At 62.1% G+C, this 12755-nt stretch carries 13 protein-coding genes and 1 pseudogene; 6 read left to right on the top strand and 8 right to left on the bottom strand.

Annotated features, from left to right (window positions below; translation table 11 throughout):
* Positions 1-370 precede the first annotated feature (370 nt).
* Both P3T25_RS07795 and P3T25_RS07790 read left to right on the top strand, forming a co-directional pair.
* Complete coding sequence (locus tag P3T25_RS07795; RefSeq protein ID WP_168435744.1) at positions 371-1132, top strand: DUF4239 domain-containing protein; 762 nt, start codon at positions 371-373, stop codon at positions 1130-1132.
* A gap of 297 nt (positions 1133-1429) precedes the next feature.
* Positions 1430-1783 (top strand): putative quinol monooxygenase, encoded by a 354-nt coding sequence (locus P3T25_RS07790; RefSeq protein ID WP_154561407.1) that lies wholly within the window; start codon positions 1430-1432, stop codon positions 1781-1783.
* Between the two features lie 298 nt (positions 1784-2081).
* On the opposite strand, the gene P3T25_RS07785 is transcribed toward P3T25_RS07790, so the two are convergent.
* From P3T25_RS07785 to P3T25_RS07760, 6 genes are all read right to left on the bottom strand, one after another.
* Entirely contained in the window at positions 2082-3587 is a 1506-nt protein-coding gene (locus P3T25_RS07785) for an alginate export family protein (protein ID WP_429357836.1), read from the bottom strand.
* A 66-nt stretch (positions 3588-3653) separates the two neighbouring features.
* On the bottom strand, positions 3654-4568 hold the full coding sequence (locus tag P3T25_RS07780) for a glyoxalase (protein WP_171926429.1): 915 nt from the start codon (positions 4566-4568) through the stop codon (positions 3654-3656).
* Between the two features lie 40 nt (positions 4569-4608).
* The gene (locus tag P3T25_RS07775; protein ID WP_171926428.1) at positions 4609-5055 is read right to left on the bottom strand and encodes a DoxX family protein; all 447 of its coding nucleotides are present in this window, start codon (positions 5053-5055) and stop codon (positions 4609-4611) included.
* 1 nt (position 5056) lies between these two features.
* Complete coding sequence (locus P3T25_RS07770; protein ID WP_429357835.1) at positions 5057-6958, bottom strand: amidohydrolase; 1902 nt, start codon at positions 6956-6958, stop codon at positions 5057-5059.
* A 46-nt stretch (positions 6959-7004) separates the two neighbouring features.
* Positions 7005-7172, bottom strand: coding sequence for a DUF1427 family protein (locus P3T25_RS07765; RefSeq protein ID WP_171926426.1), 168 nt, complete (start codon positions 7170-7172; stop codon positions 7005-7007).
* 236 nt (positions 7173-7408) lie between these two features.
* A complete protein-coding gene (locus P3T25_RS07760; RefSeq protein WP_154561419.1) occupies positions 7409-8095 on the bottom strand; it encodes a hydrolase in 687 nt (228 codons plus the stop codon).
* 277 nt (positions 8096-8372) lie between these two features.
* Between P3T25_RS07760 and P3T25_RS07755 the strand changes: the two genes are divergently transcribed.
* From P3T25_RS07755 to P3T25_RS07745, 3 genes and pseudogenes are all read left to right on the top strand, one after another.
* Entirely contained in the window at positions 8373-8648 is a 276-nt protein-coding gene (locus tag P3T25_RS07755; protein WP_154561421.1) for a XapX domain-containing protein, read from the top strand.
* Between the two features lie 49 nt (positions 8649-8697).
* Positions 8698-9815: pseudogene (locus P3T25_RS07750) on the top strand (cation:proton antiporter).
* Between the two features lie 210 nt (positions 9816-10025).
* Positions 10026-10220 carry a hypothetical protein gene (locus P3T25_RS07745; RefSeq protein ID WP_168435745.1) on the top strand — a complete coding sequence of 65 codons (195 nt, stop codon included), beginning with the start codon at positions 10026-10028 and terminating at the stop codon, positions 10218-10220.
* Here P3T25_RS07745 and P3T25_RS07740 read toward each other — a convergent pair.
* Entirely contained in the window at positions 10204-11172 is a 969-nt protein-coding gene (locus tag P3T25_RS07740) for a quinone oxidoreductase family protein (protein ID WP_154561425.1), read from the bottom strand. The genes P3T25_RS07745 and P3T25_RS07740 overlap by 17 nt on opposite strands.
* A gap of 97 nt (positions 11173-11269) precedes the next feature.
* Between P3T25_RS07740 and P3T25_RS07735 the strand changes: the two genes are divergently transcribed.
* Positions 11270-11863: a TetR/AcrR family transcriptional regulator gene (locus tag P3T25_RS07735; protein WP_171926422.1), complete on the top strand. Its 594-nt coding sequence runs from the start codon at positions 11270-11272 to the stop codon at positions 11861-11863.
* 10 nt (positions 11864-11873) lie between these two features.
* On the opposite strand, the gene P3T25_RS07730 is transcribed toward P3T25_RS07735, so the two are convergent.
* Positions 11874-12755, bottom strand: coding sequence for an NAD(P)-dependent oxidoreductase (locus tag P3T25_RS07730; RefSeq protein ID WP_429357834.1), 882 nt, complete (start codon positions 12753-12755; stop codon positions 11874-11876).

Raw genomic sequence — 12755 nt, 5'->3', positions numbered from 1 at the left:
CTCCCGGCTGGCTGTATATCGCCCAGCGTTCGGGGCGGCACATACTACCTGTACGGCAGTACGTGGTTTCAACCGCCTACGGCGCGAATGGCGTTTACTATCGCGTGGTGCAAGTGCCTTGCGGAACGCCCAGAGTTGACTTGCTGCGCTCGCGTGGCGCAACCTTCGGAGTCAAATTGACGGCCGACTGGCGACGCTGCGCTTCGCACGGTATGGTGGGCGTTGCGGCCGGTAGCCTGTCCGCGTCGGGTCCAAGGTTCGCCTTCCAACACAACCGGAAAGAGTTAGGTTTGCTCGACCACCGCTGCCCTGCGTCCGTTTTGGATAACCATTGGCGCAGGGCTTACGACCAGAGACGGAGGATTGAACTGTGAGCGACTTCGTTATCGCGTTGATCGTGTTTGTATGTGTATTCGGCAGCGCGCTGCTTGGCTTGTACCTGCGTACCATGCTGCCGCAGCATCACCTTGGTGACGATTCAGTCGGTGTCGTAAAGCTGGCGACCGGCCTGATCGCGACGATGGCCGCGTTGGTGCTTGGCCTGCTGATCTCGTCGGCGAAAAGCTCATTCGATACAGTGAACAGTGAACTTGTGCACAATGCCGCCGGCGTCGTTCGCCTCGATCGCGTGCTGGCCCAATATGGACCTGAAACGCAGGAGGTCCGTGGCCTGATTAAGCAGAGCTACGGCACGTGGATCCAGACACTCGTTTCCCGCGACCCTGCGGAGGTGGCAGCGCTTGGCAGCGTCCAGGCGCTAAGAGGAATGGAGGGCCTTCAGCACAAGCTGAAAGAACTCTCGCCGCGTAATGCAGAGCAGCGTGAGCTGCAGACGAACGCCATCCAGATTGCCGATGAAGTGCTGGCCGTGCGCGGACTGGCACTGCTGCAAGCGGTGGGCTCACTCCCCATACCGCTGCTGGTAGCCCTGGTGTTGTGGCTATCCATCATTTTCGGCGCGTTTGGCATGCTCACCCCCGCCAACGCTACGGTCATTGCAGCATTGTTTATGAGCGCGTTATCCACTTCGGTGGCAATTTTCCTGATACTGGAAATGACCAAGCCGCTCGATGGACTGTTTACAGTCTCATTTGCCCCTCTGCGCGCCGCGCTCGCCATACTTGCTCAGTAGCGCTGATCGCCGGGCAGTGGTCGCTGTCGCGCGCAAACTTGTCGTCATTCTGCACAGGATGTGGATCGGCGGTTCCGGCTTACACGCCCACGTTGTTGAGCCGTCTGCCAGATTGCACATATACTGAAGTGACGCGCGGCCATGCGAATATTGGTTGCGCAGTTCTAGTGCCAGCGGGCCTGAGCGCGAGCATCGCGGCCGCTACTCTTATTGGAGTATGGTCCAATACCGCAGGTGGCAGTTGCGCCAATTGTCAGCGTCGCGTGAGCCTTGAGGTACCGTACCATGGAGGCAGAGATGCAGAGCGAACAGGTGTACTGGGTTTTCACCGTTACCGTCGATCAGATGGACAAGTTCAAGCCGCTAATACCAAAGCTTGTGGCCGCAACAGAGAAGGAGCCGGGCGCGCTGCAGTTTGAGCTCAACATCGCAGACGACCAGAAGACGGTTGACATCTTCGAACGCTACTCGGATTCGAAGGCGGCGCTGTTCCACCAAACGGAAAGCTTCGCCCCATTGTCGACGGAGTTCTTCGCTGTGGCCAAGCTCACTCGCTGGGTGATCTATGGCACGCCCTCGGACGAGTTCAAGAAGGCGAACGCCGACTTTCACCCGATTTATATGACGCGATCCGATGGTTTTGTCAGGTGACGGGATCGGCTCCTGAGCTTAAGGTCGCGAGTTTGGTAGTGGAAATCAAACTGGCCCGAGTTACGTTCGGCGCGCAGCCGTAGCAATATCTCTTTTCGGTCCCGGCCGTGCATACTTGCAACGGCCGACGGCTGTTTTGGCCAAGAACGTGCAGGCCGGCATGACTGCACTAATGTCCGTTTCACTTCGGAAAAACACGGAAAAAAACATCATCGGGTTCCCGGAATACTGTACAGCAGATCGGGCTCGTCAACGGTCAGCTGCGGACTAGCCAGCTCACCCATTAAAATTGGGTGACCTACCACCCGTACTTGAGCTCAATGCCGGCGTAGTCAGCATTGCGCCCACCCGCCTGACGGATCGAGTTCCCCACCTGGAAGTGCACGGCTTCGATCGAACCAATGAGGTTCGCCGCAATCGTCCAGTCCGCGCGCAACTGCACATACATCCCCGTCCACAGGCTGCCTCTACCCGCCGTGCCCGGTACAGCCTGATTCGCCTGCTGATACACGGCGTCGCCGGTCGTCTCGCGCCACTGGAAGCCCAGCGCGCCGAGCAGCGCCAGATTGGTCGTCGGCTTGAGCGTAATGGATGGTTTGATATGAATGAGGTTCGAATAGCCCGTATAGCCCGCGAGCGTGAAGTAGTAGCCGTTCGGAAACAGCGTATTGAAGGTCTCGATTCTGCCGTCGTGCGGGTGCCGATCGCCTGAAGCCGCGTCGACCTGCACAGCAACTTGCGGCGACCAGGGCATGTCGAGCTTGTAGGCCGCGATCGAGCCCATCGCCCACGCGAATATCGTGCTGTTACCGACCGTTCCCGTCTGCAGCATCCCTTCGACATCCCAATTGAAACGACCACGTGTGCCGGAGTAGCGCAAATCCCAGACATCGCGGCGCTCGACGCCGCTTGCATCCAGGTACCGCGCGTTGCTGCGGTTATATCGCGACCAGTAGCCGGACAGATCGCCCGGCCCTACCGACTGCCGCTCGAAACGCACGCCGCTGAACGTGAGGTCGCGATTCGATACGTCGTCGAACGCGGTTGCGTCGCGGTTCTGCACGGGTTGCGTCGCGTAGGCGATAAAGCGCCACTTCTGGTATTCGTAATCAGCCCAGAGCGCGTCGTACGTCTGGCGCACGTTCGGGCCGTCGCGCACAGAGATGAAACGCTGCAGGTCGAATGCCATCTCCTGGCGGCCGACACGAAACTTGAAGGTGCCGCCGCCGAGCGCGCCGGTGTAGGTGACAAACGCCTGTTCGAGATCGAGCGGATTCTTGTCCACCGGGGTGACCACGTTCTTGCCCCACACGCGTGCATCCTCGATCTGCACGAAGAACTGCCAGTGCTCGCCGAGATGCGCATCGGCATGGACTTCGACGCGCTGGATCAGATACGTATCCGATTGCGTGCCGATGCCGAACAGCGGTGCGTTATTGCTTTCGACGCGCTCGCGCATATTCACGCCGAGCGACAGATACGATGCCGGGTCGCCGCCGAACGGAATGTACTTGAGGCCGTCGAGCGGCTCGCGCGGCACGCACGGATTCGCGAGCACCGACCAGTCTTCCTGCCAGCGGTTGAACATGACGACGGGCCGCTTTGCATTGCAGGTGCCTGCCGATGTGCTGCCGCTCGCAGGCGCTACCGTATCGGCGGCATCCGCCGCGAGGCTCATCCCGGTTGCGGGTTGCGCGACCGTATCCGCGAAGCTCGCGTCTGCACCCGTCAGCAGCAGACCCGCGAAGGTCATGACACTGGCGGCCTTTTCGAATCGACTCCCCCGCATTGCAGTCGACACCATGGTTCCCCTCGCCATTGTCCGCGTGGGCTTATGTCAGGCCACCGCTCCGACTAAGAATGCAACGCGTCATTGCGCCGATTTCGCGTGAATCTCGGCGATATAGCCGCCCGGGAACTCGACGATCGCGGCGTCGCGCCCGTCCGAAGTAAACGGCGGCACGAGCACCTGCACGCTCGCGGCCTTCGCTTTCTCCAGCGTCGCGGCGAGATTCGGCACTTCGTAGCCGGTCACTTCCCGCCCAAACGGATAGGGCAGACGGCCATCAGTCACGAGCACGGTCATCTTGCCGAAGCCCGACTCGATACGAATGCGGCGATACGTGTCGTTCGGCCGGCCGATTTCGATACCGGGCGCGTTGCCCACATCGGACACCACCCGGCCGTGCGAGAACTTCACGAAAGCGTGAACCAGCTTGCGCATGTTTTGCGGCGACACATAAACACGGTTCTCGGGAATGGTCTGCAGCGCATCGTAGTGCGGCGCCTGGGTATGCCAGTAGAGCTGCATCTTAAGGCCGCCTGGCCACGAGATGATGGCGTCGCGGCCGATCGGATCGGGGAACGTGTCGACGATCACGTCGGCGCCGAGCGCGCGCGCGGACTTCATCGCCGCGTCCATGTTGGTCACGAGGTAGCCCGTGCGCTCCTCGCCGAAAGGATACGGAATGGGCGTCTTGAAGCCGAACACGGAGATCGTGCCCGACGGCGTAAACACGAGCTGCGACATCGTCTGGCTCGGCGTTGGCGTGACCTGGAATACGCCCTGCTTCGACTTGTTGCCGCCAAACGTCGCGACGAAGCTATCGGTGAAGCGATCGAAGTCTTCCGCCGCAACGTACACGTGCGTCGTATCGTACTGCGGACCGACGGCGACGTACGGCGGCAAGACGGCCGGTGGGGGTGGCGTCGCGAACGCAACCGGCGCGGCGACAAGACCGCTCGCGATCAGCACGGCGAGCAACGCAGAGCGAATCGTTTTCATGACGGAATTTCCTTGTTGTTTCATCGTTCTGTCTGATCAATCAGGTGCGGCTGCCGCCGGCCGCACCTTTCGTATCGCCGAGCATGGTCGCGAGCACAAGCGCCGCGATCAGTCCCAGATGCTCGAAAAAACTGTTGAGCGCCATGAAGCGCGCGGCGCCGGTCTGGTTCCAGAAGTCGTTGGCGACCAGCATGGCGACGACAGTCAGCACACCGAGGCCGCCCGCGCCAATCCACGTGAAGCGGCGAAATACGACGCATAGCGATGCGCCTATCTCGACCGCGACCGCCAGCGCTGCCCAGAGCGCGGGCGGGTGCAGGCCGAAATGCGCCTGCTCCGCGATTGCACTGTCGAAATGCAGCGCCTTGTTAAAGCCGCCGATCAGCCAGGCCGATACGAGCGCGAGGCGCACGAGCGGCCCGACCCATGCCTGCGCAAGCAGCGTGCGGACCCATGCCGGGTCGCTGCGGCCGGAGAATGCCGTCACGTCAGATGGCCCAGCAGGAGCAACCGAGCGCGCCCCAGAAGCCCTTCGCATCCGCGGTCGGCAACGCGCGGCCCCATGCGCGCGCGTGTGCGTGGCCGTGCACATTGCACGCGCTCGCGCATCCGCACATCGCCGCGGTGGCCGCGCGCTGAAGCGGCGCGCCTTCGCGCTGCTGACTTACATCCCCACGACCCCAGCCGCCAAAGCCGCCGTACTGCCGCACCGGCGACCAGTCCGGCATCGCGGCCGGAATCGGCGCATCGTGCTGCGAGAACGGGCCCGCGCCCCAGACAATCTTGCCTCCCACCACCGTGAGCAACGCGGTGGTGCCGGCGATGTCGTCCTCGGCGCATGCGAAAAAGTCGCGGTCCGGCACCATCAGGTCCGCGAGCTGGCCGACTGCGATGCGGCCTTTCCTGCCTTCTTCGTTCGAGAACCACGTGACGTACTCAGTCCACATGCGCAGGGCCGTCTCACGGTCGAGCAGGTTGCGCTGCGGATACATCCGCAGACCCGCGACCGTCTTGCCGGTCACCAGCCACGCAAGCGACACCCAAGGGTTGTACGACGCCACGCGCGTCGCATCGGTGCCGGCCGAGACCTTGATGCCCTTCTCCAGCATCTTCGCGACGGGCGGTGTGGCTTGCGCCGCCTCTGCGCCATAGCGCTCGACGAAGTACTCGCCCTGGTAAGCCATCCGGTGCTGCACCGCGATGCCGCCGCCGAGCGCCGCGATACGATCCATCGAACGCTCGGAGACGGTTTCCGCGTGATCGAAGAACCAGTTGAGGCCGGCGAGCGGAATGTCCTTGTCGACCTTCTCGAACACGTCGAGCGCGCGGCTGATGGTTTCGTCGTAGGTGGCGTGCAACCGCCACGGCCAGCGATTCTGCGCGAGCACGCGCACCACGCCTTCCAGTTCGCCCTCCATCTCGGGCGCCATGTCGGGTCGCGCCACGCGAAAGTCCTCGAAGTCGGCAGCCGAAAAGACCAGCATCTCGCCTGCGCCGTTGTGGCGGAAGTAATCCGTGCCGTCGTGATACCGGGACATGCTGGTCCAGTTCACAAAGTCTTCCTTCTCGGCCTTCGGCTTTTGCGTAAACAGGTTGTATGCGACTCGAACCGTCATCTCGCCCGCGTCGTGCAGCTTGCGGATGACTTCGTAATCCTCCGGGAAGTTCTGCGAGCCGCCGCCCGCATCGATCGCGCCGGTCACGCCAAGGCGGTTGAGTTCGCGCATGAAATGGCGCGTCGAGTTGTACTGGTACTCAGGCGGCAGCTTCGGTCCTTTGGCGAGCGTCGCGTAGAGAATCGATGCATTCGGATTCGCAAGCAGGAGGCCGGTGGGATTGCCCGCGCCATCGCGCAGGATCTTGCCTCCAGGCGGCTCCGGCGTGTCCTTCGTATAGCCGACCACACGCAGCGCGGCTGCGTTGAGCAGCGCTCGGTCGTACAAATGCAGGATGAACACGGGCGTATTGGGCGCCACCGCGTTGAGTTCCTCGATGCTCGGCAGGCGCTTCTCCTCGAACTGGTGCTCGGTAAAGCCGCCCACCACGCGCACCCATTGTGGCGCGGGTGTGATCGCGACCTGCTGCTTGAGCATTTCCATCGCCACGGCGAGCGAGCTCACGCCGTCCCAGCGCAGCTCCATGTTGTAGTTGAGGCCGCCGCGGATCAGATGCAGGTGATTGTCGATCAGGCCGGGCAGCGCGGGCCGGCCGCCCAGGTCGATGACCCGGGTCGCGCCGCCCGCGAGCGGCATCACGTCGGCATCGCTGCCGACCGCGACGAAGCGGCCATCGGTCATTGCCACCGCGGTGGCGACCGGGTTCGAACGGTCCAGCGTCGTGAACCGTCCGTTATGCAGAATGAGATCGGGTTGGGTGCCGGTAGCGCTCATGTGCGTCTCCTCACTTCGCTCAATTCGCAAAATTCGTTTGATTCAATCAAAGACCGAGCAACTGCTTGAGCGTCGGGACGGCCAGAGCGCCGATCAACATGCCGAGCAAGCCGATGAGGGCAATCAGCGGCGGCGCCGGCGAGCGGACCTTGATCACGCTATAGATCACGCCTATCAGCACGCCCGCACCCAGTGACACCAGATACGGTTTCATATGATCACTCTCTGTGACAAATTAACGTGCAGAACCGGGCGGTTCAGCTGTCCGGCGAAGCCAGGGCCGGCGCAAGCGAGGCGTCTGTGCTCAGGTGCTCGAGCCGCACGGCGTCGTGCGCATGAACACCCCGATGTCGTTCGGGTTGGACATGTCGCACTGCGCGCGTCACGGCGTTGCTCGACCTTCTCGTCGAGCATCTCGCTCACGTTCCGCAGACGGTGCGTGAGCGCGTCTTACTTCGCCGGCACGGCCGGCAGCGCCTCATGCGGCGTAGCCGTGCGCTGCGGCGCCTTGTGGACCATCGTGTAGGCATAGTCGATGCCCATGCCGTATGCGCCCGAGTGCTCCCTCGCGATTGCCATGATTTCGTCATAGGTCTCGCGGCGTGCCCAGTCGCGCTGCCATTCGAGCATGACCTGTTGCCACGTGACCGGCACGACGCCGGCCTGGGCCATGCGCTGCATTGCGAAATCGTGCGAATCCTTCGACATACCGCCCGACGCATCGGCCACCATGTAGATCTCGTAGTCGCCTTCGAGCATCGCGCAGAGCGCAAATGTCGTATTGCAGACTTCCGTCCACAGACCCGACACGATCACCTTCTTGCGCCCGTTCGCGGCCAGCGCGTCACGCACTTTCTGGTCATCCCACGAGTTCATCGACGTGCGCTCGAGCAGCTTCATGCCCGGAAACACGTCGAGCAGTTCGGGATAGGTAAACCCCGAGAAGCCTTCCGACTCGACGGTCGTGATCGTGGTCGGAATCTTGAACACCTTTGCCGCCTTGGCCAGCCCGACGACGTTGTTCTTCAGCATCTGGCGGTCGATCGAATGTACGCCGAAGGCCATCTGTGGCTGCTGATCGATGAAGATGAGCTGGCTGTTCTGCGGGGTGAGTACTTCAAGCTTCGGATTGCTCATGACATGCATCTCCTTCGGTGCGGAGAAAACAAAACCTCGCCTCGCCGGCGTGACCGCGAGGAGTCCGATATCCATTGCGCTGGGGCATGCGTCGTCCAGCGTTAACATTTAATACTAAACCCGGCAAAAGAACACCCCGAAAAATGAGTGCGATTCCGAGAATTGCACCTTTAAGTGAACTTAACTACTCTTCCCTTACTGGATCAGACCCGAAACGCTTGTGAACAATCTGTTGCGCAGTGCCTGTCGCCGGCCGACCGTCAAGGAGACTCGCATCATGAAGCCGTATATCCTCTCGTTCCTTGCCGGAATTCTTGCCGGTATCGTTTACAGCGCGATCGGCGTGCAGTCGCCGGCGCCGCCCACCGTGGCACTGGCGGGCCTGCTCGGCATTCTGGCCGGCGAGCAGATCCTTCCCGTCGCACGTCGAATGCTATTGGGCGTCAAGCTCAAAGCGGCATGGAGCGAAGCGAAGTGCAGCCAGCACATGTTCGGCCCACTGCCCGGCGGCCACGTTTCCGATGTAGCCGCAAAGGACAAGCAACCATCGTGACCCGTCATCCTTCACACAATTCCGTGCTGCACAATCTGCCTGCACGCGGATGAGCAACGTCGAGCTCTTTCATTACCTGCTGTTGTTGATCTGCGGCGCGGGCGCACTCACCTGGCTCGCCGAGCGCGTTGCGATCCCGCCCGCCGTCGTGCTGCTGCTCGGTGGCTGCGTGATCGCGGTCGCGGGCAAGCGCGTGCCCGACATGGACCCGAACCTGATGCTCGCGGCCGTGTTGCCGCCGCTCTTGATGTCGAGTTCGTTCTACACGGCATGGAAGGAATTCCGCGAGGAACTCGGCACGATCGTTTCTCTTGTGCTGGGCGCAGTGACGGTCACGACCGCTGCGGTCGCCGTTGCCGTGCATGCGTTCAACCCAGGTCTGCCCTGGGCCGCATGCTTCGCGCTCGACGCGCTCGTCTTCATCCTGATCGGCCTCGCGCTGCACGGCATTCTGGCGCGCGTGAATTACGACGTCGCCGTCTTGATGGCCGGCTTGCGTGTCGCGCTGCCTGCAACAGCGGCTGCGATTGCGGTCCGCCTCCTGTGGGTGTGTGCTGCGATCTGGTTGCCGAGCCGCATGCTCGCGAAGCTTACGGGCAACCCGCCGTGGTCGGCCGGCGAAGCCGTCGTGCTGGGATGGTCGGGCATGCGCGGCGTCGTGAGTCTCGCGGCCGCTCTCGCGTTGCCAGGCAATTTCCCGGGCCGCGACCTGATCGTCTTCAGTACCTTCCTGCTCATCATTGCGACGCTCGTCGTGCAGGGCGGCAGTCTCGCGCCGCTCATCCGTCTGCTGAAGCTGCGCCCGGTCGCGCGACAGACCATGTCCGAGCACGAGACGCGTGCGCGCACCTTTGGGGCTTCGCTCGCCGTACTCGAAGAGATGGGCAAGCACGCGTCCGGTATCGAACGCGCAGCGCTCGAGCGGCTGCTCGCCGAATACCGGATCCGCGTCGCGGCGAACGAAAACGCGCATGCGCTGGGAGTGGAACGGATCGAAGACCGCGCGCACTTTCTGCGTATCGAACTCAAGCCGGTCAGTGTGTCGCGCGAGGCGCTCCTTGGCCTGCATCGCGACGGCAAGGTCGACGATGGGGTCTTGCATCGCATCGCATCGAATCCGAACTCGATCTCGAAGAGCTTCGCCTGTTGCGCCTGCTCGAACCGTAAAGGCTGCGCGCCGGGCGCGTCGCCTTCGAAGCTTCAATTCACGGCATCCCGATCGATGCGCGATCCGCCACCCGTTCAACTCGCCGCACCTGATTCGAATCACCTGAAGCGAGAAACAAAGCAGCTTTGGCAACTTCGTCGGCTTCCCTCATGCGTCCCATCGGGATGGTAAATAAAATCCTCGCAATAGCGTCCGCAGGCTGCTGGCCAATGATCGGCGTATCAATTGGCCCCGATGGCCCTCACGGCTTCGTCGAGCTCTTTCTGGCGACGGCCGGTGATGAAGACGTAGGCGCCCTCGGCGACAAGGAGCTTCGCGTGGGTAAAGGAAATCGCCTCAATGAAACGGGCGAGCCTGGGAGCCGCGAATATCCGCTTGTCATATCGGTCACATCGTTAAAATAACTTTGCCAAACGGCCGATCCTCTATCAGGTGACGCAAGGCTTCGCGTGCTTCAGCGAGGGGATAGACCCGCTCGACGATCGGCTTGACTGATCCGCTTACGACTAACGGAATGATGTGCTGCCACGCAGTGGCGATCGCGGCCGGTGACTGGGCGAACAGGGAGAAGCCGGCCATCCGCGCGCGCTTCCAGATGAGGTCCGTGACATCGATCGTGGTTTTACGTCCTGCGGAGTAGCCCAACGTGATCAGGACACCGCCGTGACCCAGGCTGCTCAACGCCTCACTCGTCACAGCGCTGCCGATGCTCTCGATGACGATATCGACGCCCTTGCCGGCCGTTATTCGACGAACGCCGTCAGCGAGACCTTCCTCGGTGAGGTCAATCACGTCCTCGAAGCCAAGTTCGCGCGCTCTCGCGGCTTTCGCCGCGCTGCCCGCCGTGGAGATCACCTTGCCGGCGCCCTGCGCCCGTGCGAGCTGATAGGTCGCGTTGCCGACCGACCCGCCGATTCCTGGAGCCAGCACCGTCATGCCCGGCTTGAACCCGGCGTCGGTGAGGCTGATCTGTGCGGTCAGATAAGCCACCGGCATGCTGGCCGCGATGACGTCGCCGATCGAGTCAGGCGACGCCAGATGTTCCGGTCTCACCAGCAGCCATTCCTGCCATGCGCCATTCTCGCCAACGCCGTAGGGCCCGGTGAACATCACGCGGCTTCCCACCGCGAGCCCGGAGTCGCCTGCGTCCTCGACGACACCGACGCCCTCGTTGCCGAGCACCAGCGGCGCCTTGGCTCGAGGATGTCCACCCGACAGGAGCGTGTATTCGAGGGGCGTGACACCAGCAGCCGTCACACGAACCAGCACCCTGCCCTTCGCCGGTTGCGGCTTGGGTAATTCAATCTGCCGCAACCCGTCATAGCCCGAAAAGGTTTCCGCTTCGATCACACGCATTGGTATATCCTATAAAGTAACAGACCTGTAACTTTCATACCAGGTACCGATCTGTTACTTTGTCAACCAGAAAATCGAATCAAAGGAGTTTGCGGATATGAAGGCAGGAGCCAGACCTCGGCGGGGAGCCCCGCCCAAGGGCGAAGTAAGCGCGCGCGAGCGGATCCTCGCGACGGCAAGCGATCTGTTCTACCGCGAGGGCATACGTGCCATCGGCGTCGACACGGTCGTCGAGCAATCCGGCGTGTCGAAGACGAGCCTCTATCGCGTATTCGACTCCAAGGACGCTTTGATCTGCGCTTTCGCCGCCGAGAAAGATCGGCTGTTCTGGGCGTGGTGGGATGACGTTGAAAAGAAGCACGCCGATGACCCGCGCGCTTTGCTGCAGGCGCTGCTATCTGGAATCGCGAAACGGATTGCGCACCCCGCCTTTCGTGGCTGCCCCTTTCTTAATCTGATGGCGGAGTTTCCCGACGACAACCATCCTGGCCGGGTTATCGCCCGAGACAACAAAGAGGAAATGCAGGCGAGGCTCGCAGCGATCGTCGCCAAGCTGGGTGTTAGTAATCCCAACCGCACCGCGTCTCAGATAGCACTGGTCATCAACGGCGCGTATGTCACTGGTTCGATAGCGGAGTCGGCCAATCTGAAGGGCGACCTTATTGATGCCGCCACGAAGTTGTTGGCCTAGTCGAACGCGATCACTTGCTGGAATCGGTTCTTGCCTCGAATGCTTGGACGACGGCCGCCATGTCGGATTGCCCGTGCCCCAACGCCAACGTCTCGCCGAATAGCGCGTAGCAGACATCCAGTAGCGGTGACGCGACTCCGCCTGCTCTGGCCGCATCCGCAATCAAGCGATTATTCTCCAGCACATTGACGATCGACGCCTGCACTTCTTCGAAATCGCGTGTCACCAGCTTGTGTATTTTTACGCGCGAGATGCCGCTCGCCATCTGACCGGCGTCGACGATAGTGCGGAACTGCTGCATGTCGAGGCCATGCCGTTCGGCAAAATGAGCCGCTTCCGCAAGGCCGGTGACTGTTGTCATGAGAAACAGGTTCACCGCGAGCTTCATGAGAAGCCCGTTCGGAACCGGGCCGCACATCATCGTCTGCTGGCACATTGGCTCGAGCAAAGGGCGGACGCTTTCGACGGCCGCGTCTTCTCCCGCCAGCATCGCCACGAGCTGCCCCGCTTCGGCGGGCTTGCGCGAGCCCGAGACGGGCGCTTCCACGTAGCTGCCGCCGGCTTTGCGAATGTCGGCGTCGAGTCCGCGCGAGTAGTCGGGCGAGGTCGTCCCCATGTGGACGATCGTGTGGTGCGCAACGTTCGCGCCGAACTGCGATGTGCCGCGGCCGAGGACGGCGTCGATTGCATCGCCGTCGACCAGCATCAGGAATACCACCCGGGTCCGTTTAAATATCTCGGCAGGAGTCGTCGCGACGGTTGCGCCCGCGGCTCGCAAAGATTCGCATCTGTCTGCGGAGCGATTCCAGACAATGAGTTGCGTGCCTGCGCGGGCCAGATTGAGCGCCATGGGCTGTCCCATGACGCCTAAGCCGATGAAACCGACGTCCAT

Origin of the sequence: Paraburkholderia sp. GAS32 (assembly GCF_050434225.1) — a bacterium.
GTDB lineage: Bacteria > Pseudomonadota > Gammaproteobacteria > Burkholderiales > Burkholderiaceae > Paraburkholderia > Paraburkholderia madseniana.
The sequence above is the reverse complement of the archived record's forward strand: the minus strand, read 5'-3'. Positions and strand labels throughout refer to the sequence as shown.

What these genes read in the sequence shown, in the direction of transcription:
- P3T25_RS07730 (WP_429357834.1), bottom strand. Translation starts at nt 12,755, where the DNA reads ATGGACGTCGGTTTCATCGGCTTAGGCGTCATGGGACAGCCCATGGCG.
- P3T25_RS07785 (WP_429357836.1), bottom strand. Translation starts at nt 3,587, where the DNA reads ATGGTGTCGACTGCAATGCGGGGGAGTCGATTCGAAAAGGCCGCCAGT.
- P3T25_RS07745 (WP_168435745.1), top strand. Translation starts at nt 10,026, where the DNA reads ATGATCGGCGTATCAATTGGCCCCGATGGCCCTCACGGCTTCGTCGAG.
- P3T25_RS07765 (WP_171926426.1), bottom strand. Translation starts at nt 7,172, where the DNA reads ATGAAACCGTATCTGGTGTCACTGGGTGCGGGCGTGCTGATAGGCGTG.
- P3T25_RS07790 (WP_154561407.1), top strand. Translation starts at nt 1,430, where the DNA reads ATGCAGAGCGAACAGGTGTACTGGGTTTTCACCGTTACCGTCGATCAG.
- P3T25_RS07755 (WP_154561421.1), top strand. Translation starts at nt 8,373, where the DNA reads ATGAAGCCGTATATCCTCTCGTTCCTTGCCGGAATTCTTGCCGGTATC.
- P3T25_RS07780 (WP_171926429.1), bottom strand. Translation starts at nt 4,568, where the DNA reads ATGAAAACGATTCGCTCTGCGTTGCTCGCCGTGCTGATCGCGAGCGGT.
- P3T25_RS07735 (WP_171926422.1), top strand. Translation starts at nt 11,270, where the DNA reads ATGAAGGCAGGAGCCAGACCTCGGCGGGGAGCCCCGCCCAAGGGCGAA.
- P3T25_RS07760 (WP_154561419.1), bottom strand. Translation starts at nt 8,095, where the DNA reads ATGAGCAATCCGAAGCTTGAAGTACTCACCCCGCAGAACAGCCAGCTC.
- P3T25_RS07740 (WP_154561425.1), bottom strand. Translation starts at nt 11,172, where the DNA reads ATGCGTGTGATCGAAGCGGAAACCTTTTCGGGCTATGACGGGTTGCGG.
- P3T25_RS07770 (WP_429357835.1), bottom strand. Translation starts at nt 6,958, where the DNA reads ATGAGCGCTACCGGCACCCAACCCGATCTCATTCTGCATAACGGACGG.